We start from the raw sequence: 24,293 nt of genomic DNA, 5'->3' as shown, positions 1-24,293 counted from the left end.
TAATATGTATTTGCATAGATTTTTCCGCATAACATATATTTTTTATCTACTATAAACAAAAATAAAATATGCCGACCTATATAATAAGATCGGCATACAAATTTCTTATTTATCCTCGTATCCATTTACTATTACATCTATTTTACCTGTTGCAGGATTCATAGCAAGTCCATGAACAGCTATATCAGACGGTATAAGAGGATGATTTTTTATTGTTTTTACAGTGTCTTTTATAGACTGCTCCACACTGTCAAATCCGTGTAACCACGTTCTTAAATCTATTCCGGCATTTTCAAGAGTAGATATAACTTCCTCTGAAATTCCTTTTTCCTTTATTTTTTCTATCATTTCATCTGTATTTTCGTTACACATTCCACATTCATAATGTCCAACAACCATTACTTCATCTACATCAAACTCACATATTGAAACAATTATACTTCTCATAGTACTTCCAAAAGGGTGTGTAATCACTGCGCCTGCGTTTTTTATAAGCTTTACATCACCGTTTTTTATATTCATCGCACTTGGAAGAAGTGATGTAAGTCTTGTATCCATACACGATAAAATTACTATCTTTTTATTGGGTTTCTTTGATGTTGAGAATTTTTCATATTCTTTATTTTCTACAAATTCGTTATTATCTCTAAGTATTTCTTCAAGTTTAGTCATATTGCCCTCCTGTTTATTTGTGTTTTTATTTATACCCTTTTTCAGTATATTCATTCACTTTATATTATAGTTAATATTATATAACAAAATGACATATATTTTGTTATGCGATGTTTATTTTTTGTAAGATTTATGCTAGAATAAAGAATAGTATTTTGCTTTACAATTATTATATATTGATAATAAAATATCGATGCTTAATACAATATTTTTCAAGCAGAATATTGTCTTTATAAAGAATTAAATTTATTAGGAGGATTAAAATGAGCTTAAAAGACAGATTTGCAGAATCATTCGCAAGATCTAAGACTATGTCTGAACCAGAAAAAAAAGCCAATGAAGTACTTGGTAAAATCTTACTTAAGAAAGCAATCATACCAGTAGTAATAATGTTTATAATACTTATAGCTGGAATGTATTTAAAAATAAACGGATGGATAATATTTGGTATAAATATAGCAGTAGCCGTTGCTTTCTACTTCTATATAAAGAAAGATTCAGAAAAATATCAGCAGTTTACTCCTTATGTAGGTACTCTTGTATCTCTTGAGAAAAAGGAAAAAGGAGTATATACAGTTCTTATCAAACAGGGTAAAAAACCTATAAAGCTTGAAATAGCTCACGGTGGTGAAGACCTTGAAAGAGTTAAGAAAAATCAGCTTGTTCAGATAAACTACAACCCTGCTTCAAAAATGGCTATAGTAATGACAAACTTAAAAACTTCTCCTCAGTATAAAATGAGAGGATAATTCAGATTATACAGGCTTCTGCTTTTAATTAATTGCAGAAGCTTTTATAATATATGTATATAAACTTTTTGAAAGGTGATTCCTATGAATAAAGAAAATATACTTGAAAATTATTTTAGATTACTTACGCTGACATTCTGGCCTATTATATGGTACAAATGGGTTTTTATATCTTCAAAAGATCTTGAGAGAGTTTTATTTTTCAGTTATGCTTCTATCGCACTTATATATGTAATTTATTTTTCATATACATATATAAAAAGCTCTGATTCTATTAAGCCTTCTCTCATGTTTGCATATAGACTAAGCAGTATAGCAACTTTTATAATTACTATACTAAGCTTTGTCCTTTTTCCAAAAAGTATATTTCTTTTGTACGCAAAGATAATTGTATTGTTTATTTACCTATATTTTTCATACAAAGAAGTCTACAGGAGAAAAAATGAAGAAGGAGTCGTTGGAATAATGTCCTTTTTACTTCTTCTTATATTTACAATATTCTATTAAATAACGTATATTAGACATAATTTTCATTTTCTGTTATTATTAAATAGTGAGCCCGAACCGATTTATATGTTAATATAATACATATATACGGGTTATATAAATTATTTTTAAAGGAGTTTTACTATCATGGAAAGAAAAGTATTAGCTACAGTAAATGGCAGAGAAATAAGTAATATAGACCTTGAAAATGCCATAAGATCAATGAATCCTCAGCAGGGAATGCACTTCCAGACTGAGCAGGGTAAAAAGAAATTACTTGAAGACCTTGTTAACCAGGAATTATTCTACATGGAGGCTAAAGCTGAAAAACTTGATGAAACAGACGAGTTCAAAACTCTTATGGAGCAGGTTACTATAAATATGCTTAAACAGCACGCTCTTAATAAATTATTCATGTCTGCAGCTGCAACTGAAGAAGAAGCAAAAGCTTACTATGAAGAGCATAAAGATGAATTCAAAGTTGATGAAATGGCAAAAGCAAGACATATACTTATAAAAGCTGCAACTGAAGAAGAATTCAAAGCTGCTGAAGAAAGAATAAAAGAAATAGCTGCTGAAATAAATGCAGGTGATAAAACTTTTGAACAGGCTGCAATAGATTATTCAGATTGTCCATCTAATATGCAGGGTGGAGATCTTGGACTATTTGGTAAAGGTCAGATGGTTCCAGAATTCGAAGAAGCCGTATTCAATATGAACGCAGGTGAAATATCTGAACCTGTAAAAACTCAGTTTGGATATCATCTTATAAAAGTTGAAGAACGTCACGAAGCTGGAGTATCTCCATTTGAAGAAGTTGCTATGGAAATAATAAACAACCTTTCTCAGATGAAACAGCTTAAAGCATACGAAGATAAAATAGCTGAACTTAGAGAAAAATACGCATCTGATTTTTCAATAGAAGGATAATAAATTCTATTCATAAAAGCCTCCTGTAAATCCAGGAGGTTTTTTATTATATAAAAATCCCCCTGAATTCTCAGAGGGATTAATATCTACATTATTTTTGTGCTTTCCAGTTTTTCCATAAACATTTCATTCAGTCTTATAATCGGTTTTCTAAGAACAAGCCCTAGAATAAATGCAAGTATCATAAAAACAGATAACTTACCAAGAGCTATCCAGTATGTATTTTCATATATTCCGGCTATACACTCTCTCATAGCTGTCATACTCTGAGTAAATGGAAGTAGAGGATAAACCTTCTGGAATACTTTTGGTGCCATTTCTATAGGGAATGTTCCTCCTGATCCTGCAACCTGCATTACAAGAAGTACAACACATATTGCTTTTCCTACATCTCCAAATGAAACCGTAAGAGTATAGATTATACTGACATACACAAGACTTGTAAACCATCCCGCAAACATAAACATCAGAGGATGCTCACATTGTATCTGAAGGAAAAACAGGTCTCCCATACATATAATAGTACTCTGTATTATGCCCATTACTGCAAATAATAGAAATCTTCCAAGATAAATCTCGTGATTTTTCACATTATCCAGTTTTTTTCTCAATCTGTCTGATATACCTGTTTTAAGCATAGCGACAAGTATAATACCACCTACCCACATTGAAAGTGTTGTGTAAAAAGGTGTCATAGCAGATCCATAATTTTCAACAGGATATATTTTTCTTGTATCCATTTTTACAGGTGCAGAAAGAAATGCACTTATTTCGTCCGGGTCACTTCCAAGGATTTTTCTAAGAGTTTCTATATCTCCACTGTTTGCAGCTTCTTTCATTTTTGCTGAAATACTGTTCAATTTTGATTCAGCATCTTTTATTAGAAGAACAGAATCATCCAGAGATTTTTTCAGATTTCCAATGTCCCCAGCCGCGTCTGAGGAAAGATTTTTCATAGATGTTGCAGATTTACCAAGGTCTGCAAAAATAAGATCCGCAGAATTATTTATACTATCTATGTTTTTACCCAGACTTGAAAATTCTGATTTCAGATTATTTCTATATTGCTGACCTATTTTATCTATGGACTGACTGCTGCTTTTAGAAAGCTCTTTTAGTTCTTTTTTGTATTTTTCAATATCCGAAACAGATTGTGACATATCAGCGTTTATTGAATCTATTTTTTCCTGTATATTCTTTTGTTTTTCGATGGCATCATCGATCTGAGATATTATAGGTTCTATGTATGCTTCTGAACCTGGAATTTTACTTTCAAGATTTAAAAGATTTTCTTTCAGATTTGTATAGTCAGTTATTATTTTTCCGACTTTATCAGAAAGAACTGATAATTCCTTTTTAGCAGATTCTATATTCTGTGATATAGATCCTGATGATCCATTATCCAACGATGAAAATATACTATCTATTTCATCTGACACTTTTTTGAAACAATCATTACTTTTATCTACAGCATTCACTATTGCATCAGCAGTTTTTATTGCAGAAGATTCCATATTTGATGCATTGTTTTCTATGCTTTTTAAAGTTTTTCTATCACTTTCTATGCTTTTTAAAGTTTTTCTATCACTTTCTATGTTTTCAGAAGTTTTTCCAAGAAACTCTGATGTTGTATTCATCGTATTCTGAAGAGAAAGTGCCATATCTGAAAAAGCCTGTACCGTATATTCGGCATCTTTTAAATCATCTGCTATTTTCTGTGTATTTTCAGATACATTTGTAGCTATATTCTTTACATCTTTTTTATCTGATATATCAGATATTGTATCCATTACATCAAGTCCTATTTCAGATACAGTCTTTGCAAATATTTCATCAATCTGTTTTTCTATCGCTCCTGCTCCTTTATCTGTTACCTTTGGAGCTATTGCGTTTTCCTTTTCATTCAGATAGTATTTTATTTCAGCTTTCTTTATATCCTTTGAAAAAAGGCTCATCATATCCTGACTGAATGTATCCGGTATTACTATAGAAGCATAGTATTTTCCGGATTTGACACCTTCGATAGCTTCTTTTTCATCTACAAAAGTCCATCCAAGCTGTTCATTTTCTCTCAGCGATGAAACTACCTTATCTCCTATATTGAGGTCTATAGGTATAACAGAACCTCTATAACCTTTATCGGAATTTGCAACCGCAACTTTAAGGCTCCCGGTATTTTCATATGGATTCCAGCTTGCAGATATATTAAACCATGCATAAAGTGACGGTACTATACTAAGTCCTACTATTACAATAAGGGCAATGGAGTTTTTTCTTATCTGTTTTATATCGTCGATAAATATATTTATTATATTTTTCATTCTATCTTTCATCCTCCTTTGACCTTATTTTTCTTATTTCTTCTGCTATATCATCCATGGACATATCCGCCATTTTCAGTTTTCTGTGCAGGTTTTCATGTATGAACTCTACAACTATTATATAAAGAGAAATTGCTATTATTGATATTATCCAAAGTATCAACAGCTCCATTTTTGCATCTATACTAAACATTAGAACAAGGAGTATCAAAGGTATCACAACAATAGCCTCGAACCCTCTTTTTATTCTTTTTTTATACTTTTCTTCAAACTTTTCAACCTTACTGTATATATCAGCTCTATATTCGTCCTGATTTACAAGTGCTGTAACAGCTGAAGACAATCTCACTCTTTCTTTTGTAAGTCCTTCTTCCTCGCAAATCATAAGACCAGTCTCTCTTAACTTTTTGTCAAACAACCGGTTTATATTTAAAAATATTGGTCTTATAAGTACTCCTATAGCTATAAATATAGGTACATATATAAGAAGACAGCCTATATCTTTTATATAATTTAATCCATACATTCCGGCCATAGCTTCTCTCATTGCATTTATTCCGTAGGTAAACGGTAAAAGAGGATTAAGCTTCTGGAAAAATCCCGGCATCATTTCTATAGGATAAGTTCCTGATGAACCTGGTATCTGTATTATTACAAGAAGGACACAAAGTGCCTTACCTATATGCTTAAATGTTATAGAAAGTGCATATATAATATTTACATAAACAAACGACGCGACGAGCCCTGCAAAAATAAATGCTACAGGGTTTACACATTGAGTTTTTAAAATAAGAATATCTCCCAGACATATTATAAGGGACTGTATAAGTCCTATTACAACAAACAGAATCCATCTTCCAAAATAACCCTGGGCATGTGTAAATGATTTTATTTCCTCGTCCTTATCTATTTCAAGTTTAAATATAGCTATAAGTACAATACCTCCTACCCATATTGCCAGATTAGTGTAGAAAGTTCCTATGGCAGAACCATAGTTTTTTACAGGATAGAATACTTCTGTATCAAGTTTTACAGGAGTAGCTATAAAATCTGCTACTTCATCCGCACTCATTCCTGTAATATCCATAAATTCTCCAAATGCCTGTGAATTTTTAAGTGCATTCAGATCAGCTATTACTCCCTCCGTATTTTGCTGAACATTTGAAATTGCATTCCCTGTACTTTTAAGCGCATTTTGAGTATCTTCCATACTTTTTTCCAGGCTCGTAAATACCGGAGTCAACTGTGCTGCTTTTGATTCAGCTCCAGAAAGTAATCCGTTAAGCTGCCCTGATATAGTAGAAAAAGAATCAAGAGAACTATTTATATTCGGAACTACACTTGAGTTTATATCACCTTTTATTTTTCTAAGATCATTTTGACTATTTTCTATGACAGATGATATTTCATTTGATGCAGTTTCAGCATTTTCAAGAGCATCTGATATATTTTCATTTCCTTTTTTCAGTGCTTCTATTATTTCTCTATCTTTATTATTCTGCTCCTCAAGTTTATTTATAAGTGAAGATGCATCAAATAAAGGCAGTTTCCGTTCAATATTTTTTAACTTTGCTATAATCTTTTCATTAGATTCAATAGCATTTTCAACTGCCTCTATATTTGTTTGTACTTTTGAATTTATACTCTGTAAATCACCATTTATCTTTCCGAGATCACTTTTTACATCAGAATTTATATCCGATAATATATTTTCGCCTTTTGTAATATTAGTTGAAAAATCAGATGCTATCGATGAAGTTGTTTTTCTTGATTCTGATATAATTTTATTCATCTGATTTATAGCTGAAATACTGCTGTTTATCATAGTACCAGCATTTTGAGATGTTTTTTTGGCACTTTCAATCATAGATTCACTGCTTTTGAATCTTTCTTCAAATGATTTGAGATTCTTTTGATATGACGCAATATTTTCAGAAGTCTTATTCATATCTGCTATAAGATCTTCCTGCATTTTTTCTATATCATTTTCAGTTGAGACTATAGTTTCACCGAGAATATCCGAAACTGTTTTTGATACAGTTTCTACAAACTCTGTATTTACCTGTGTCTGAATTGTAGTTGCTCCTGTATCTGTCACTTTGGGAGCTATTGCATTTTTCTTTTCGTTCAGATAATATATAAGCTCCGGTCTTTTTATATTTCCTGAAAGAACACTTGCCATAGATTCGCTGAAATCCTCTGGAATCACTATTGCCGCATAGTATTTGCCGGATTTTACTCCATGTACTGCCTCACTCTCATCGACAAATTTCCACCCCAAAGCATCATTTTTTTTAAGATTACTTATAATTTCATTTCCTATATTCATATCCCCTGCTATATCACTGTATGTACCTTTATCATTGTTTGTTACAGCTATAGGTACACCACCGGTATTACTGTAGGGATCCATATTTGCAGCAATGTTGAACCATGCATAAAGCGATGGTATTATACATACACCACCAACAACTATAAGAGCAACTATATTGGTTGATAATCTTTTTATGTCTCTACGAAAAATCCGCCATATCTTTTTCATATTTATTTTCCCCCTCTTATTCAATGGCACTTTATCCTGAATTAATATAAAGATGATTTTAACATATAATAAAGTTTATTTCTATAAAAAAAGTAATTGTTTCTATTTTGTATTTTTATTATATAAAGCTTTTTTTACTATTTATTGTATTAAAAAAAGACAGTCTTACACTGTCTTTATATTTTTACAACGTTTTTCCTTTGTTATGTTCTATTATTTCCTTATAAAAATATTCTATAATATCTCTTCTCTTTACTATACCTATAAATATATCGTCATCATCAACTACAGGTATAAAATTCTGGTTAAGGGATTTTATTATAAGATCTTCTACATCTGTATTTATATTTACAGTAAGATTGTCTACTCTTCTGTCTATACTCATAACAGATACGTTTTCCATATCTCTAATATCAAATTTTCCATCCTTTTTTATCTTCCAAAGTATATCACCTTCAGTTATAGTACCTTTATATTTACCATCTTCGCTTAGAATAGGTACTGCAGAATATTTATAGTAATCCATTTTTTCCATTACCTGTCTAATAGAGTCATCATCATGTACATATGCCACATCTGTTTTTGGAGTTAATAAGAACAACACATTCATTTCAATTATTTCCCTTCTGTATATATATTTATACAAGTTAATTTTATCATATATTAACAGTTTTATCTATCATCATATATAAAACATAATCCTATTATATATTTCAAATATCCGCACAAAAAAGACCGCTAATGCGGTCTTTTTTCAGAATAATGAACTAATCTATATGAATTTATTATAATCGAAATTATTTATTATAATTTAACTACATTAGCAGCCTGTGGACCTTTTGCTCCGTCAACTACTTCAAATTCAACTTCCTGTCCTTCTTCTAATGATTTGTATCCTTCTGTCTGTATAGCTGAGAAATGTACGAATACATCATCTTCACCTTCAACAGATATGAATCCAAATCCTTTTTCATTGTTAAACCATTTTACTACACCAGTTTTCATTAGTAAATCCTCCTAGAACTAAAACACATTTATAACCCGCTTTTTTTGAAACGAGCTCATATCTAATGATATCATATCTGTTTTTTTATGTCAAATATTATTTGAATTTAATGGATTCTTAGAAAATTTATAATTCTGAATAAATAAAAGACTTTTATAATTGTACCATATCACTCAGCACTTTAAATTTATATTTGTTTTTACTCTGTTACTTTTCAGTTTTTAGTAGTATTATATTAAATGACACATCTTTTGTTGGAGGTACATCAATGCAGAAGAAAATTGCAGCAATAAACGACTTATCAGGTATAGGCAAATGTTCTTTAACTGTAGCCATACCTATTCTGTCTGCACTTAAAATCCAGTGTTGCCCTTTTCCGACGGCAATTCTTTCAAGTCAGACAGGCTATCCGGAATTTACATTTTTAGACTTTACATCTGAAATGCCAAAGTATTCAGATACATGGAAAAAACTTAATCAGAAATTTGATGCTATATACAGTGGTTTTCTTGGTTCTCATGAGCAGATTGATATAGTAATAGATTTTATAGAAAAAAACAGCCCTTCACTGGTTATAGTTGATCCTGTAATGGGTGATGATGGAAAAATATACCCTGTATTATCAGATGAGATAATAAGAGAAATAAGAGAACTTGTAAAACATTCAAATATAACTACACCAAATATAACGGAAGCTTGCCTTCTTACACAGAGAGATTATAGAAAACATGATTTTTCAAGGGATGAGCTTAAGGAAATTGCTAAAGATATATCTTGTATGGGGCCTGAATATGTTGTCATAACAGGAATCCATGAACCTGGTAAAAAGATTACCAATCTTGCATACGACAGAAAAAACGATATCTGTACATTTATTACAAAAGATTATATGAAATGTTCATATAGCGGTACAGGAGATATATTTGCATCAGTTCTAAGCGGTCTTATGACTATAGGGCATGATTTTATCTTTTCTGTAAAAACTGCAGTCGATTTTGTATCTGAATCTATATCATATACTTCAAAATTCGACATAGATAGAAATGACGGTGTAATGTTTGAACTTTTCCTTGATAGACTTACATCTATAGATCATATATCTTCAGATAAATTATAAGGAGTGATTAAATTGTCAATTCTAAAGGATAAAACAATACTTATTCTTACAGCAGGATTTGGCGCAGGACATATAAGTGCTGCAAATGCTGTGAAAGACGCTATTTTAGAAAAAGAACCCGATACAAATATAGTTATAAGAAATTTTATCGATGCAAGTGTACCAAAATTGAATAAACCTATGGTGCATATGTATGAAAAAAATACAAAATATACTCCGGGATTATACAATTGCTATTATTATTTAAAAAAATCATTTACATCAAAATATGATATTTCTCACAAAATGTATACGCCCAAATTATCTAAATTTATTGAAGAACTTAACCCTGATATGATTATTTCGACATTTCCTTTAGCTGCTGCCTGTGTAAACAGCTTCAGAAATTCCGATGACGGATATTTTATTCCTGCAGCTACAGTTGTTACAGATGTCGTTGATAGTATGGAATGGATTTTTGAAAACACAGAGCTTTATTTTGTTCCTTCTGCTGAAATAAAAAACAGATTTGTTCAGAGAGGTATTTCTCCGGAAAAAGTTGAAGTTGTCGGAGTGCCTATTAACAGCAAATTTACAAATGAAAAAATTGATTACGACAAAAATAAATGCAGAATAATAGTAATGGGCGGAGGAAGAGGTCTTTTTGATATAAGCGAAGATTTCATGTATGAGATTGATGATTTTCTGGACCTATATAAATCTTCGGTTTCTGTAACCATAGTTACAGGTAAAAATAAAAAACTGTTTAATCAGCTTACTGAAAAAAAACCTCTTAGAAATATAGAGGTTCTTGGTTTTGTCGATAATATGGATGAACTGCTTAAGCATAATGATGTAATGCTTTCAAAACCTGGTGGAGCTACTCTTTTTGAAGCGATACATTCAGGTACACCTCTTATAGTAAAAATACCTAAAGTTGGTCAGGAAATAGAAAACGGGAAATTTATAATCGACAAAGGAATCGGAATTATATACAGTGGAGAAGAAGATCTTATGGCAATATTAAAAGGTATTGCTTCCGGAGAATACAGCTCTATAATAGAATTTATGAAAAAAAATATTTCTGACTTCAGAAAAACTATATACCCTGAAAAAATAGGAGATTACATAGAAAATATTCTTGAAAAGTATTCTTTATAAAAAATAAAACCGCAGAAATCTGCGGTTTTATTTTTATTCTATTTATTAATATAAGTTCTTTTTATATTTTAAGTAAAGCTGCTGTATATCGTTCATTTTTCTCTTCATTTCAAGCTGAAGATTTGATGCTTCTTCATAATCCCGATTATCTACTGCATTTCTTATTCTTGTGAATAATGACTCTTTTGTAAGAGTATCTTTCATAAGGTCGTATTTCATATCATCTATTGATTTCCATATTACCTCATCTATAGCATCCATATTTTCAGGAGTATGTATCTTTTTAAGACTTCTTATAACTGCTATGTTCTGTTCTATAAGTCTAGTCTTAAGTTTCTTCTGCCATTTATCTATAGCACCAACTCTAAATGAGTTTATTATAGCATCTGTAAATACATTTCCCTGTTTAAGAGATTTAAGTTTATATGAATATTTCTGTATGTTTTTCATATTTTCGTATACTGTTGCCGGTGGATTTCCAAAACGCTTATTTCTTTCATTAAGCTCATAGAACTCAAATACGTCATGCTCATCTCTGTATGCTCTTTCTGTTTCAAGATAGAATCCTTCTTCTCCTGGAGCTTTTGAAAGTTCTTTTTCAAGTTCTTTTGTACCACGACCACTTTCTGCAGCTGCCTTTATACCATCAAGCATAGCCTGATAACAAGCTGCTATTACAAGATATTTATTTGATAATGGGTTTGGAGATCTAAGCTCGAATCTTAAAGTCTTAGGATTTCTCATATCTCTTATAAGACCTACAAGTACTGATCTGTTTCTTGAAGGAACTTCATATGAATGACCAAGAGAAGTAACTATACACACAGGAGCTTCAAATCCCGGTACAAGTCTGTTAAATCCATCTATTGAAGATGTTACAAATGGGTTTATAACCTCATAGTTATATAAAAGTCCCATAAGCGCTCCATATCCAAGTATGCTTAGATAATCTTCCTTCATGTCTTTTGGTGCAAATATATTTTTTCTCTGACCGTTTTTAAGTGTAACACTTACACCAAAGTGAGTATGTCCTCCATTTCCTGCAACACCTTCTATAGGTTTAGCCTTAAAAGTAACCTCTAGTCCATGTGCTGTAAATATGTCCTCAACCACATCTCTTACTATAAGTTCGTTGTCTGCAGCCTGAAGAGGTGTAGAGAATTTCCATGATATCTCAAGCTGTTCCATAGCGTGGTTTGTTTTTCCTTCTATACTTATTGAGCTCGGTATACCTCCAACCTCTTTGTGTGCCATTTCAGGCTCTATTCCCATATTTCCAAGTACTATAAGACTTTCTTCAAGACATGTTCTTATAACACCATGAGTTCTCTTCCAGTACTGTTCCTTTAAGCTCTGAGATATATAAAGTTTTTCAAGATCTGCTTTGTCTTCTGGAGTATTTACCCAGAATTCTAGTTCTGTAGCAGATGTAAGACCGATATCTTCTATATCATCTACACTTTCTATACCTAAATCTTCAAGTATGTGAGGATATGTTCTGAATATATCCATTAATGATTCTTTGAAATATTTATCTGCTTTCTGAAGAATACCTCTTGAGCATACCTTTTTATTGTCATGTATAAGGAATGCAGGTATTTTAAGTGTTCCAACAGGAAGACCAGTTTCCTCATCTATATGTTCAAGGTTATAATCCACATACCATCTGCAGTTTCTATCAGGCATAAGGTCTACTTTTGCATTGTTAAGTGTAGCTATATTATAAAGCTCAACACTTGATCCGTCAGTCTGTATTGCAGATGCAAGGAAATCATCTATATCATCAAGGAAAAATTTTATAGGAATTTTCTCGTCAGTTGCGTTTCCTCCAAGGTCAACTCCCATTAAAGATACGAACTTTATGTTCGGATTTTCTTCTAATATACGTCTAATTTCCTCTTTAGAGTGCTGTTCTTTCTCTATTTTGTACAGTAAATTGGTTTTCATATACATATCCCTTCCTTTTATTATGTACTTTTTTCGTTTCTTTAACATTAATATTCGTGTTTTTTATTTTTCTATTATATACCAACATCGCAATGTTCGCAATATTTTTATATTTTTTTTACAATTTATTAATTTTTATTTTCAACAGCTTAATTTTATTCTGTTTATAGATTTTATAAGCTCATCATACAAAATATTATCGCCGTCTACTCTTTAATTCAAGTAGATATTTTTTTACTTTTATATTATACTATTTGTAGTCTTTTATATAAGGAGGTGATACAAAATGGAATATATAGTTTTTGACCTGGAGTTCAATCAAAGTGTAAAAAAGAAAGAAAACAGAACAAATAAAGAAAAACTGTGTCCTTTTGAAATAATTCAGATCGGAGCAGTTAAATTGAATTCAGACCTTAAATTAATCGATACATTCGATAGTTTTGTTAAGCCTTCACTGTATCATGAAATTCATCCATACGTTTCTAAAATTACCGGTATAAAGATTTCCGATATCTCGGATGCACCTTCATTTGACAAAGTATTTAAAGAGTTTGTCAAGTTTATATCAGATTCTGATTCTATTCTTTGTATATGGGGAAAAAGCGATATAAAAGAAATCTATCGAAATGCATCTCTTCATAAACTTTCATGTGAAAAGATTCCAAAATCATATATAGATGTTCAGATGTATGCTTCAAAATTAATAAACGGTTCTTCAAACCAGTCTGTAGGTTTGGAAAAAGCTGTTAATCATTTCGGTCTTTCTGATTCAGTTTCATACCACAATGCACTTAACGATGCCTACTATACTGCAAAAGTATTTTCTCATATATATAATTCATCGATGTCACCTCAGTTGTATGTTTACTCGGGAATTTCTTCTGATGATATCTATGGCCTTGATCCATACGATGAGGATTCTTTTTCTGAAGCATGCTCGTTATTTGTTAAAACATTGAATCGAGAACTGACAAAGGACGAAAAAAATATAATAAGTATGGCTCAGTACATAAAATATGATATAGATGAACATGAAATAAAGCAGAGAATAAAGAGCAAAAAAAATAGAAAGAAAAAACAGAAACCTAATTTCCATAAATAATTATCTTTTATAAAAAAAAGAGGCGTAAAACGCCTCTGAATTTATATTCTATTCAATTACAAGTTCTACCGGACAGTGATCAGACCCCATAACTTCAGTATGTATATCGGCTGATACAAGTCTATCCTTCATTTTTTCAGATGCACAGAAATAATCTATACGCCACCCCGCGTTGTTCTTTCTTGCATTGAATCTATAAGACCACCACGAATATATTCCTTCCTGATCAGGATTGAAATATCTGAATGTATCTATAAATCCACTTTCAAGAAACTCTGTGAATTTACCTCTCTCTTCATCTGTAAATCCTGCATTCTTTCTATTTGTCTTTGGATTTTTAAGGTCGATTTCCTTGTGGGCAACATTTAGATCTCCACACATAACAACCGGTTTTTTGTCGTCTAGATTTTTAAGATATGCTCTGAAATCATCTTCCCATTTCATTCTATAATCAAGTCTTTTAAGCTCTGTCTGAGAATTTGGAGTATATACTGTTACAAAGAAAAAGTCATCAAATTCAAGAGTTATAACTCTTCCCTCTTTATCATGCTCCTCTATACCTATTCCATAATATACATTTAAAGGTTCCTTTTTCGTAAATATTGCAGTTCCTGAATAACCTTTCTTCTCAGCATAGTTCCAGTACTGGTGATATCCGTCCGTCTGAAGGTCTATCTGCCCCTCCTGAAGCTTTGTTTCCTGTAAACAGAATATATCTGCATCAACATCTTTAAAAAAGTCCATAAAGCCCTTTCCTACACAGGCTCTTAAACCATTTACATTCCATGATATAAATTTCATAATCCTTCTCCTATTTATAAATTTTATCTTTTTTCCACTTTCATAAACTGGGCTGTTTCCTCTGGTATAGATGAACATACATACATGTCTGTACCAAGTTCAAACCCGCCAAAATTAAATTTTCTTGGGAATATATGCATATGCATATTAAAATATCTCTCTGTATTTATCTGTATTGGATGAGTATGGACACATATATTAAAAGGCATAAATCCATATAGCTTCTCAAAGTTTCTGAATATACCTTTGAAAGCATATGCCAGTTCCGCTATATCATCTTCCTTTAGATTTTCAAGTTTTACACCTGTATCAAATATTATCCTGATTTCACCCGGATTCTTGCTTGCATAAGGAATCATAGCTGTAAATTTCTTTCCTGCATATACTATCCTTTTTCCATATTCAAGCTCATCATTTACTATGTCTTCATATATATTACTTCCATTTATATTATAATAATCTTTTGCTACAAGAAGCTCATTTATTATTTCCGGCGGTATTACTGACATAGACATAATCTGTGAATGAGGATGCATAAGCGATGCTCCAGCCTTTCTCAGAAAGTTTTTAAACAGATTTACATATTCTATATTCTCTTCGTTCATTAAATGTTTATACCTATTTATATACATTTTAAACACAATTATAAATTCTTCTTCACTCATATCGTAAAAAGTCGCATCATGCCTGTAATTTTCAACTATAACTTCATGAGTTCCGAATATCTCATCTGATGAATAGTCAAGTATAGGATATTTATTGTATACAGACCTTGCAATCCAGCCGGTTTCATCTCTTATTTCCTCTGTAGCCTCATCTGCTATATGCTCATTCCCTCTACAGAAAGGACAGTTTTCCTCATATTCGTTTTTTTCTCTTGAAAATTCCTCTTTTTTTACTTCATCAAGAGGTCTTTTTGCTCTATCACTTGCAAATATAATTATATCATTTGTTATTGTATCTATTCTCAGTTCCTTCATATAAAATGCCTCCATAAATTATGATACCGATTATTTCAGGCTGATACTATTATCGATTTGGTATATTTATATTATACTACACTGTCTATGTTTTTATTTAGAGTTTTTCTTTTTAATATATTTCTATTTGCATGTGAAAAAGTTAATTTTTCATATTTCAATAAATGTAATGATTTTTCTGAAATTTTGTGATAAGATATTAGCGTAGACAGAAATCGTTTACCACGGATTTATATTTTTTATTATTTTAGGGGGTATTTGTAATGAATAACTTTTCAAACAGAGTCTGCTCTATGCAGGCATCACCAATAAGAAAACTTGTGCCTTTTGCTCAGGCTGCAAAAGCTGACGGTGTTAAGGTATACCACTTAAATATAGGTCAGCCGGATATAAAAACTCCAAAAGGATTTTTTGATGCAGTTAAAAATTTTGATAATGATGTTCTTGAGTATGCAGTATCTCAGGGTATACCTGAACTTATAGAAGCACTTCAGAACTATTATAAAACTTACAACATGGATTTTGACAAGGATGAACTTCTTATAACTAATGGTGGTTCTGAAGCCCTATTATTTGCTATGATGGCTACTTGTGATCCAGGAGACAGACTTCTTATACCAGAGCCTTTCTATACTAACTACAACGGATTTGGTCAGTGTGTAAATGTAGGAGTTACTCCTATAACTACAAAAGCTGAAAACGGATTCCATCTTCCATCAAAAGATGAAATACTTGCAAAAATAGATGATAAAGTTAAAGCTATACTTATATCAAACCCAGGAAACCCAACTGGAGCTATATACACTAAAGAAGAACTTGAAATGCTTGCTGAAATAGCTATAGAAAAAAATCTATGGATAATATCAGACGAGGTTTATAGAGAGTTCGTATACGACGGACTTGAATATACAAGTTTCGGAAACCTTGAAAATGTAAAAGACAGAGTTATAATAATAGACTCTGTTTCAAAAAGATACAGTGCTTGTGGTGCCAGAATAGGTTCTATAGCATCTAAAAACAAAGAACTTATAGCTCAGATAATGAAACTTTGCCAGGGAAGACTTTGTGTTCCTACTTTAGAGCAGGTTGGTGCTGTTGAGCTTTATAAAACTCCAGTTTCTTACTTCAAAGAAGTAAACGATGAATATAAGAAAAGAAGAGATGTTCTTTACGGAGAACTTATGAAAGCTGAAGGAGTTATATGTGAAAAACCTACAGGTGCATTCTATATAGTTGCAAAACTTCCAGTTGATAACGCTGAAGATTTCGTAAAATGGATGCTTACTGAATTCAGAGTTGATGGAGAAACAGTAATGGCTACTCCAGCTGAAGGATTCTACGCTACTCCAGGCCTTGGAAAAGACGAAATAAGACTTGCTTATATACTTAAGGAAGAAGATCTTCGTAAAGCAGGAGAAATCCTTAGAAAAGGTCTTGAAGCATACGCAAAAGTTAATAAATAATAGTTTTGTACAATAGCCGGGTTTATATACCCGGCTTTATTTTTTATAAATATATTTATTTTATATTTCTTCATAAATACTTTATATTCTCCCTTGTTTTGTCACTTGTGGAAATACAGTGTTTTGTGATATTATATTTTAAGTATTATTAATGAAACTGGGAGGTAATCATTTTGATAGAAATTCTTAAAGCCGTCATCCTCGGTATTGTTCAGGGGATAACAGAGTGGCTTCCTGTCAGTAGTACAGGACATATGATACTTGTTGATGAGTTTGTAAAACTTAATTTTTCAGATACTTTTATAAGTACATTCCTTGTTGTTATACAGTTTGGTTCAATTCTTGCTGTTTTACTTGTATTTTTCAACAAACTTAATCCGTTTGCTCCGAGTAAATCAGACAAAGAGAAAAAACAGACTCTTAATCTTTGGGCAAAAGTTATTGTTGCTGTAATACCTTCAGGGGTTGTAGGACTTCTTTTTGAGGAGGAAATAGATAGACTTTTCTTCAATCCTACTACTGTAGCTATAGCTCTTATAGTATACGGTATAATTATGATATGGATAGAGAGCAGAAACAAAAAACCTATTGCAACTGATTTTTCTGAGGTTTCATTCCCTCTTGCTCTTAAAATAGGTCTTTTCCAGTGTCTTGCTCTTATACCCGGAACATCAAGATCAGGTTCTACAATAATAGGTGCAACTCTTCTTGGAACATCAAGAAGTATAGCAGCTGAATTCTCTTTCTTCCTTGCTATACCTACTATGCTTGGAGCCAGTCTTCTTAAACTTGTAAAAACAGGATTCTCTTTTTCAGGTTTTGAATGGGCTGTACTTGCCACAGGTTCAATAGTTGCTTTTTTAGTGTCTGTTGTAGTAATAAAATTCCTTATGGATTATGTTAAAAAACACGACTTCAAAGTATTCGGTTATTATAGAATCGTGCTTGGTATAATAGTTCTTATGTATTTCTATTTCCTATAGAATATATATGAAAACAAGCAATAAAAAATAGCTATATTGGTTTATAACCTTTATAGCTATTTTTATTGTTTATTTTTAATTTTCTACAGATTCATTTATGATTCTTATTATATCGCTTGACTCACTGTTGAATGTAGTTACAAAGCTTACATATTCTCTCGCTTTATTTATTGCATAGTATACTTTATTTATATCTCCTGCAAAATCATTTATCTGATAATCCTGTTCAGGATCTGCTATCTTCTGATTATAAAGCATTTCAAGTTCACATAGTATAACAGCCTTGAACTCAAGCCCTCTTATAGAGTATATATTTGATATTGTAACCCCGTTTTTAGGACTCATACTTGTAAGATTTTCATCCGACATAATAAAATCTATTCCAGCTTCTTCAAGAGCCTTTTTTAACATATACTGGAAATATATTGTTTTACCACTTTTAAGTCTCTTTTTATTAAATGGATATACAACCGCTATATCCTTGTACGAAAGTCCTTTTTTATTTATAAGGTATTCTATTTCCCATATAACAGAGCTTATCTGATCGTCTAAATCACTTACATTTATTATATTGGCATTTCCTTTTGATGATATCGCCCTTATATGTTTTGTCTCTACAAATACATTATTTTTAAGGTTAGGTCTAAGTGATTTATAATAATTATCTGCATTACGACCAAATCTATTTGATAACTCCACAAGTTCTTTTGATTGTCTGTAATTTTTCTTAAGTGTTTTTATGTGATCTATATGTATATTTTCATATCTATTGTGGAATATATTAAGATTATTTGTGAGATTCATTCCTTTACAGTTGAATATATTGAATATATGTTTTGTTTTGTATAGGAATTCCTCTACAAATTTTATCTGTTCTTCAGAAAAATTCTCTGCTTCATCTATAAATATACCTTTGAACATTCTTTTGTTTTTTATTACGTTTCTTGCCTGTTTTATAAGGTTTCCAAAAGTCTTCTCATAGTCTTTCTTGAGCATACCGTAATCAAACACCAGATTGTATATCTTTGCTAGTCGGAAGACAAATGAACTGAATGTATGTACATCTATATTTGAACTATCTCTGCTTAAAAGCTCTATTTTTTCTCTCATCTCATTTGCAGACTGCTTACTGTCTACAAGAATCAGAAATCTATGGTGAGGGTATATTTTAGAAAGCTTTAGAACTCTGCTGAGCATTATAGATGTTTTTCCTGTTCCAGAACCACCATTAAAAATAGTTGTTCCATATTTTATTGAATCAGATACTACTATCTGTTCATTTTCCATCATACTCGCCGTATATTCGTACTCGTTATTGAAAAAAGATATTTTCTTAAAGTCCTTGTTGAGATGTATACTGCTTCCTGGAATATAGTATTCAGAGCATATATCAAAAAGGAATATATTGAGTTTTATTTCATTATTTTCCTCATTCATATATAAATCTATTGTATCATCTCCATTTACAAGTCTTTCATATAGGCCTCTGTCTAACATTTTTGAAGATACAAACTCATTTTCCCATTCGTCATAATCAATATCTACATATGGAAGAATATATATATACTCATAGTTTATATCCTGATAGTATTGCTGCATTCTTATTTTAAGAAGTTCATACTCCTCATTCATAACTTCCACAATTTCTTCTCCAAGAATAGAGAACAAATCATCTGTAGTATTCATAAATTTCATAAACAATATTTTGTTATTTTTTATATACAGCATATCTGTATTTATTCCCTTAAATGGTATGACCTTTGGAAGAATTTTTCCCTCTCCCTTTAAAATTTCATAGAAGTCCTTTTCTATGTCTTTAGCTTTCAGAGCATCAAGCTGTGAATTTATAGCCTTAAAATAATTCATGTTATCACTCCTCATGATAATATCTACTATCCTGTATTCACAAAAAGCTATCTCCAGTCAGAGATAGCTTTTTAATAATCTATTTAGCATATTCTATTGCTCTTGTTTCTCTTATTATGCTTACTTTTATTTGACCAGGATACTCAAGACCCTCTTCAATTTTCTTAGTCATATCTCTAGCAAGAAGATGTATTTCTTCATCACTTACATCCTCAGGCTTAACCATTATTCTTATCTCTCTACCGGCCTGTATTGCAAATGACTTTTCAACTCCGTCGTATGAGTTTGCAATTTCCTCAAGTTTTTCAAGTCTCTTTATATAAGCCTCAAGAGTTTCTCTTCTGGCACCAGGTCTTGCAGCTGATATAGCATCTGCAGCTGTAACCAGAACAGCTTCTATAGTCTGTGGCTCGTAATCACCATGATGTGTTGACATTGCATGGATAACCTCTTTTGACTCCTTGTAACGTCTTAGAAGATCCATACCTATTTCTACGTGTGTACCTTCCATTTCATGGTCTACTGATTTTCCTATATCGTGAAGAAGACCAGCTCTTTTTGCAAGTTTTACATCTGCACCTAATTCAGCTGCCATTATGCCTGCTATATGAGCAACTTCTATAGAATGTTTAAGAACATTCTGTCCATAACTTGTTCTGTAGTTAAGTCTTCCAAGAAGTCTTACAAGTTCAGGATGAAGACCGTGTACACCTGTTTCAAAAGCTGCCTGCTCTCCGTATTCCTTGATTATATTATCAACTTCTTTTCTTGCCTTTTCTACCATTTCCTCTATTCTTGCCGGATGTATTCTTCCATCTGCTATAAGTTTTTCAAGAGCTATTCTTGCTATTTCTCTTCTTATAGGATCAAATCCTGAAAGAATAACCGCTTCTGGAGTATCATCTATTATAAGATCTATTCCTGTAAGTGTTTCAAGAGTTCTTATATTTCTACCCTCTCTACCTATTATTCTTCCCTTCATTTCATCATTTGGAAGGTTTACAACTGTAACAGTTGTCTCCGCAACATGGTCTGCTGCACATTTCTGTATAGCATAACCTATTATTTCTCTAGCTTTTTTCTCAGCATCTTCTTTGGCATGTGTTTCTATCTCTTTTATCATGATAGACATCTCTCTTCTTACATCTCTTTCAGCATTTGTAAGAATTATTTCCTTTGCCTTTTCTGAGCTTATTCCAGATATACTTTCAAGCTTTTCAAGCTGTTTATGCTTTATCTGTTCAACTTCTTCTTCTTTCTGGTCTAAAACCTTTGCCTTTTCTCTAAGTCTTGATTCTCTTGATTCTAAATCAGAACTTTTTCTATCAAGATTTTCTTCTTTCTGAAGTACCCTTCTTTCATATTTCTGTACTTCATTTCTTCTTTCTCTGTTTTCTTTTTCTGCTTCTGTACGCAACTTATGAATTTCTTCTTTTGCTTCTAATAGTCTCTCTTTTTTAACTGTTTCTGAATCATGGTTTGCTTTATCTATAATTTCTTTGGCAAGACTTTCAGCCTGTCCAATTTTTGCTTCAGATATGTTTCTTCTAACAAAATAGCCAACTATTATACCAGCGATTGCGCCGACTATTGCCATTATTATCGGATTTATGACCTCCACCTCCTTTAGTTTTTTGTCAGTTTTCAATCTTATCTAATTCAAATTCTAGATTTCAGGTATACTTCCCAAAAATAATCCTAATCTAATTATACCAAAATATATATAATATAAATCACAAAATCTAAGTTTGGATACAATACCCTCATTTAATTTTATAATTTTTTCATATTTATGTCAAGATAAGACAAAAGCCGATAAAACAATGTTTATCGGCTATATATACATATTCACTTTTTAATATATGTAAAATTTACTTTTCATTATCTGAGCTGGCTTTATCTGCTTTCGCTGGAGCCTGTTCTGACTCTTTATCTTCTTCTACTGCACTTCCATCAAGATGATAGTATGCTCTTACTTTAGCTTCTATTTCATCAGTTATGTCCATATTATCCTCAAGGAATTTCTTGACATTTTCTCTACCCTGTCCAAGTTTCACATCCTGATAGTTATACCATGAACCTGATTTTTTAACTACATCTATATCTGCCGCTATATCAAGAAGATCTCCTATTTTTGATATTCCCTGTCCATACATTATATCAAATTCAGCCTGTTTAAATGGTGGAGCTACTTTATTTTTTACAACTTTCACTCTTGTTCTACTACCAAGAACCTTATCTCCCTGCTTAATTGTATCTATTTTTCTTACATCAAGTCTTACTGAAGAATAGAATTTAAGCGCACGACCACCTGTTGTTGTTTCAGGATTACCAAACATTATTCCAACCTTTTCTCTAAGCTGGTTTATAAATATTGCCACACAGTTTGATTTCTTTATAGAACCTGTAAGTTTTCTAAGTGCCTGAGACATAAGTCTTGCCTGAAGACCAACATGAGAATCTCCCATATCTCCTTCTATTTCCGCTTTTGGAACAAGTGCTGCAACAGAGTCTACAACTATTATATCTATAGCACCACTTCTTATAAGTGCCTCTGCTATTTCAAGAGCCTGCTCTCCTGTATCCGGCTGAGATATTATAAGGTTGTCTACATCTACACCAAGAGCCTTTGCATAAACAGGATCAAGTGCATGCTCGGCATCTATAAATGCAGCTATTCCCCCATCCTTCTGAGCTTCTGCAACACAGTGAAGTGCAACAGTTGTTTTACCTGAAGATTCCGGTCCATATATTTCAACAATTCTTCCTTTTGGAAGTCCGCCTATTCCTATTGCTATATCCAGTCCTATAGAACCAGTTGATATTGTATCTATCTCAAGTGAAGTAGCTTCTCCAAGCTTCATTACTGAACCTTTACCAAAGTCTTTTTCTATCTTTCCAAGAGCCTCATTAAGGGCTTTTAATTTTTCCTGATCTACCGCCATCTGAATTTTCCTCCAATCAAACATTTGTTCTGTATTAATTATATCTTATTACTCTTCTATAGTCAACACAGTTAAATTATAATTTACTATATATATTTATTTCCATTTTATTACATTTTAATCATATGCTAACACAAAAATAGTCTATATATTACATATATGAAATATATAGACTATAATAAGAATAAACTATTTAAAATGAATATTTTAAGATTCAATACTCTTCTTTTCAGATTCCTGCTTCATTTTTGCAAATGCAATAAAACATAAAATCATTTCAATCAATACAAATACTGCATATAAAAACATACATACCATAGATACTGCATACATAATCCCAGCTACTAGTGCTCCCCAACGTACCTCAAGTGCCCATCCTAGCCAATTAAATATAACCGCTATGGCAACACAAACCATATGTGGCATAACTAATGCAGCCGCAAGACCTGCTCCAATAGCATCAACACCATCTGTACTAACAACACCATTACTAAAATAAAAAATAAGATATATTAAATAGATTGTTCCAATAATACCAGATATTAATAGCAATTTACTTTTTTTCATCATAAAACCTCCCTTTTATTTTAATATTAAAGCTTATAAATATATAATTTCATTAAATTTTAAAAGCAAATAATAAACTTATTGGTTTTCATATACAATATCAGTTATTTTATATTTAAATTTTAAATTTGAAAACTCTTCATTATATAATTTCAAATAATAGTTAATAAATAGGTTTATATCTATTCCTAAGTTTTAAATATAATAGATTTATTTACCACAATATCTTGACCTGTAAAATCATAAACCATTGCCAAAATCTTCTCATCAAAAGTATCGTAAATATGAAGAATTCCTCGTACTCCTCTCACAGTCTTGTCTGATTTCATTTTTAGTCCAAACATAACTTCAACTTAATCAAAAACTCTACTTTGAACACTTTGTTTGTCCGTTACTATTACATTAACAGTTTTTCTTTTACAGGAATTTCTTTATTGCAAAAACTCTTACATATTTTACAAGTATAGGCAACTTTGTTTACAGTATCAAAATAGCTTCTTTATTAGTTTTTTTATATTCATGTGGAATACAAGATCCTCATTCTTTTTTCCCTTTTCTCTCAAAGTGTACTTATAGCTCTTACCTCTTTTCTAAACAACTTGTATCCTTTGTAATTATGTTATTCGCGAATTCACATTCACAGTTAAGCTACTAAGTATAATATAAATAATTATAT

19 protein-coding genes are annotated in these 24,293 nt (G+C 31.5%); 7 read left to right on the top strand and 12 right to left on the bottom strand.

All coding sequences use genetic code 11. The annotated features are described in order from the left end of the window. Positions 1–105 precede the first annotated feature (105 nt). Positions 106–672 carry a beta-class carbonic anhydrase gene (locus EXD82_RS08185; RefSeq protein ID WP_142536429.1) on the bottom strand — a complete coding sequence of 189 codons (567 nt, stop codon included), beginning with the start codon at positions 670–672 and terminating at the stop codon, positions 106–108. Between the two features lie 263 nt (positions 673–935). On the opposite strand from EXD82_RS08185, the gene EXD82_RS08180 reads away from it, so the two are divergent. After that, complete coding sequence (locus tag EXD82_RS08180; RefSeq protein ID WP_142536428.1) at positions 936–1,421, top strand: hypothetical protein; 486 nt, start codon at positions 936–938, stop codon at positions 1,419–1,421. 633 nt (positions 1,422–2,054) lie between these two features. Further along, a complete protein-coding gene (locus EXD82_RS08175) occupies positions 2,055–2,837 on the top strand; it encodes a peptidylprolyl isomerase (RefSeq protein WP_142536427.1) in 783 nt (260 codons plus the stop codon). An 86-nt stretch (positions 2,838–2,923) separates the two neighbouring features. Here EXD82_RS08175 and EXD82_RS08170 read toward each other — a convergent pair whose 3' ends face one another. The 4 genes from EXD82_RS08170 to EXD82_RS08155 form a co-directional block, all read right to left on the bottom strand. After that, positions 2,924–5,158, bottom strand: a complete 2,235-nt coding sequence (locus EXD82_RS08170; protein ID WP_142536426.1) for a YhgE/Pip domain-containing protein — start codon at positions 5,156–5,158, stop codon at positions 2,924–2,926. Between the two features lies 1 nt (position 5,159). After that, on the bottom strand, positions 5,160–7,700 hold the full coding sequence (locus EXD82_RS08165) for a YhgE/Pip domain-containing protein (RefSeq protein WP_142536425.1): 2,541 nt from the start codon (positions 7,698–7,700) through the stop codon (positions 5,160–5,162). 184 nt (positions 7,701–7,884) lie between these two features. Further along, on the bottom strand, positions 7,885–8,310 hold the full coding sequence (locus EXD82_RS08160) for a CBS domain-containing protein (RefSeq protein WP_142536424.1): 426 nt from the start codon (positions 8,308–8,310) through the stop codon (positions 7,885–7,887). Positions 8,311–8,504: 194 nt separating this feature from the next. Then, positions 8,505–8,705 carry a cold-shock protein gene (locus tag EXD82_RS08155; RefSeq protein WP_142536423.1) on the bottom strand — a complete coding sequence of 67 codons (201 nt, stop codon included), beginning with the start codon at positions 8,703–8,705 and terminating at the stop codon, positions 8,505–8,507. Positions 8,706–8,974: 269 nt separating this feature from the next. On the opposite strand from EXD82_RS08155, the gene EXD82_RS08150 reads away from it, so the two are divergent. Further along, the gene (locus EXD82_RS08150) at positions 8,975–9,823 is read left to right on the top strand and encodes a pyridoxamine kinase (protein WP_142536422.1); all 849 of its coding nucleotides are present in this window, start codon (positions 8,975–8,977) and stop codon (positions 9,821–9,823) included. Between the two features lie 12 nt (positions 9,824–9,835). Then, the gene (locus EXD82_RS08145) at positions 9,836–10,963 is read left to right on the top strand and encodes an MGDG synthase family glycosyltransferase (RefSeq protein ID WP_330573795.1); all 1,128 of its coding nucleotides are present in this window, start codon (positions 9,836–9,838) and stop codon (positions 10,961–10,963) included. Between the two features lie 45 nt (positions 10,964–11,008). Here EXD82_RS08145 and EXD82_RS08140 read toward each other — a convergent pair whose 3' ends face one another. Beyond that, positions 11,009–12,910 (bottom strand): type I glutamate--ammonia ligase, encoded by a 1,902-nt coding sequence (locus EXD82_RS08140; protein ID WP_142536421.1) that lies wholly within the window; start codon positions 12,908–12,910, stop codon positions 11,009–11,011. Between the two features lie 286 nt (positions 12,911–13,196). On the opposite strand from EXD82_RS08140, the gene EXD82_RS08135 reads away from it, so the two are divergent. Beyond that, entirely contained in the window at positions 13,197–14,012 is an 816-nt protein-coding gene (locus EXD82_RS08135; RefSeq protein ID WP_142536420.1) for a 3'-5' exonuclease, read from the top strand. Between the two features lie 48 nt (positions 14,013–14,060). Here EXD82_RS08135 and EXD82_RS08130 read toward each other — a convergent pair whose 3' ends face one another. Both EXD82_RS08130 and EXD82_RS08125 read right to left on the bottom strand, forming a co-directional pair. Further along, on the bottom strand, positions 14,061–14,813 hold the full coding sequence (locus tag EXD82_RS08130; RefSeq protein ID WP_142536419.1) for an exodeoxyribonuclease III: 753 nt from the start codon (positions 14,811–14,813) through the stop codon (positions 14,061–14,063). A gap of 23 nt (positions 14,814–14,836) precedes the next feature. Next, positions 14,837–15,793: a galactose-1-phosphate uridylyltransferase gene (locus EXD82_RS08125; RefSeq protein WP_142536418.1), complete on the bottom strand. Its 957-nt coding sequence runs from the start codon at positions 15,791–15,793 to the stop codon at positions 14,837–14,839. Between the two features lie 263 nt (positions 15,794–16,056). Between EXD82_RS08125 and EXD82_RS08120 the strand changes: the two genes are divergently transcribed. Both EXD82_RS08120 and EXD82_RS08115 read left to right on the top strand, forming a co-directional pair. Further along, complete coding sequence (locus tag EXD82_RS08120; protein WP_142536417.1) at positions 16,057–17,256, top strand: pyridoxal phosphate-dependent aminotransferase; 1,200 nt, start codon at positions 16,057–16,059, stop codon at positions 17,254–17,256. Between the two features lie 173 nt (positions 17,257–17,429). Further along, entirely contained in the window at positions 17,430–18,239 is an 810-nt protein-coding gene (locus tag EXD82_RS08115) for an undecaprenyl-diphosphate phosphatase (protein ID WP_142536416.1), read from the top strand. A gap of 75 nt (positions 18,240–18,314) precedes the next feature. Here the strand turns inward: EXD82_RS08115 and EXD82_RS08110 are convergent, their stop codons facing one another. The 4 genes from EXD82_RS08110 to EXD82_RS08095 all read right to left on the bottom strand — a co-directional run bounded on the left by EXD82_RS08110 (position 18,315) and on the right by EXD82_RS08095 (position 23,617). Next, positions 18,315–20,105, bottom strand: coding sequence for a UvrD-helicase domain-containing protein (locus tag EXD82_RS08110; RefSeq protein WP_142536415.1), 1,791 nt, complete (start codon positions 20,103–20,105; stop codon positions 18,315–18,317). Positions 20,106–20,184: 79 nt separating this feature from the next. Beyond that, complete coding sequence (rny, locus tag EXD82_RS08105) at positions 20,185–21,702, bottom strand: ribonuclease Y (protein ID WP_408634440.1); 1,518 nt, start codon at positions 21,700–21,702, stop codon at positions 20,185–20,187. A gap of 274 nt (positions 21,703–21,976) precedes the next feature. Further along, positions 21,977–23,050: a recombinase RecA gene (gene recA, locus EXD82_RS08100; protein WP_142536414.1), complete on the bottom strand. Its 1,074-nt coding sequence runs from the start codon at positions 23,048–23,050 to the stop codon at positions 21,977–21,979. A 207-nt stretch (positions 23,051–23,257) separates the two neighbouring features. Then, positions 23,258–23,617 carry a hypothetical protein gene (locus EXD82_RS08095; RefSeq protein WP_142536413.1) on the bottom strand — a complete coding sequence of 120 codons (360 nt, stop codon included), beginning with the start codon at positions 23,615–23,617 and terminating at the stop codon, positions 23,258–23,260. Between the last annotated feature and the right edge of the window lie 676 nt (positions 23,618–24,293).

The sequence above is a fragment of the Peptacetobacter hominis genome (assembly GCF_006861675.1).
Lineage (GTDB): Bacteria > Bacillota > Clostridia > Peptostreptococcales > Peptostreptococcaceae > Peptacetobacter > Peptacetobacter hominis.
This window is presented reverse-complemented; position numbering and strand designations above follow the sequence as displayed.

What these genes read in the sequence shown, in the direction of transcription:
- EXD82_RS08095 (WP_142536413.1), bottom strand. Translation starts at nt 23,617, where the DNA reads ATGAAAAAAAGTAAATTGCTATTAATATCTGGTATTATTGGAACAATC.
- EXD82_RS08130 (WP_142536419.1), bottom strand. Translation starts at nt 14,813, where the DNA reads ATGAAATTTATATCATGGAATGTAAATGGTTTAAGAGCCTGTGTAGGA.
- EXD82_RS08110 (WP_142536415.1), bottom strand. Translation starts at nt 20,105, where the DNA reads ATGAATTATTTTAAGGCTATAAATTCACAGCTTGATGCTCTGAAAGCT.
- EXD82_RS08175 (WP_142536427.1), top strand. Translation starts at nt 2,055, where the DNA reads ATGGAAAGAAAAGTATTAGCTACAGTAAATGGCAGAGAAATAAGTAAT.
- EXD82_RS08125 (WP_142536418.1), bottom strand. Translation starts at nt 15,793, where the DNA reads ATGAAGGAACTGAGAATAGATACAATAACAAATGATATAATTATATTT.
- EXD82_RS08165 (WP_142536425.1), bottom strand. Translation starts at nt 7,700, where the DNA reads ATGAAAAAGATATGGCGGATTTTTCGTAGAGACATAAAAAGATTATCA.
- EXD82_RS08170 (WP_142536426.1), bottom strand. Translation starts at nt 5,158, where the DNA reads ATGAAAAATATAATAAATATATTTATCGACGATATAAAACAGATAAGA.
- EXD82_RS08140 (WP_142536421.1), bottom strand. Translation starts at nt 12,910, where the DNA reads ATGAAAACCAATTTACTGTACAAAATAGAGAAAGAACAGCACTCTAAA.
- EXD82_RS08120 (WP_142536417.1), top strand. Translation starts at nt 16,057, where the DNA reads ATGAATAACTTTTCAAACAGAGTCTGCTCTATGCAGGCATCACCAATA.
- recA (WP_142536414.1), bottom strand. Translation starts at nt 23,050, where the DNA reads ATGGCGGTAGATCAGGAAAAATTAAAAGCCCTTAATGAGGCTCTTGGA.
- EXD82_RS08180 (WP_142536428.1), top strand. Translation starts at nt 936, where the DNA reads ATGAGCTTAAAAGACAGATTTGCAGAATCATTCGCAAGATCTAAGACT.
- EXD82_RS08150 (WP_142536422.1), top strand. Translation starts at nt 8,975, where the DNA reads ATGCAGAAGAAAATTGCAGCAATAAACGACTTATCAGGTATAGGCAAA.
- EXD82_RS08160 (WP_142536424.1), bottom strand. Translation starts at nt 8,310, where the DNA reads ATGAATGTGTTGTTCTTATTAACTCCAAAAACAGATGTGGCATATGTA.
- EXD82_RS08155 (WP_142536423.1), bottom strand. Translation starts at nt 8,705, where the DNA reads ATGAAAACTGGTGTAGTAAAATGGTTTAACAATGAAAAAGGATTTGGA.
- EXD82_RS08135 (WP_142536420.1), top strand. Translation starts at nt 13,197, where the DNA reads ATGGAATATATAGTTTTTGACCTGGAGTTCAATCAAAGTGTAAAAAAG.
- rny (WP_408634440.1), bottom strand. Translation starts at nt 21,702, where the DNA reads ATGGCAATAGTCGGCGCAATCGCTGGTATAATAGTTGGCTATTTTGTT.
- EXD82_RS08185 (WP_142536429.1), bottom strand. Translation starts at nt 672, where the DNA reads ATGACTAAACTTGAAGAAATACTTAGAGATAATAACGAATTTGTAGAA.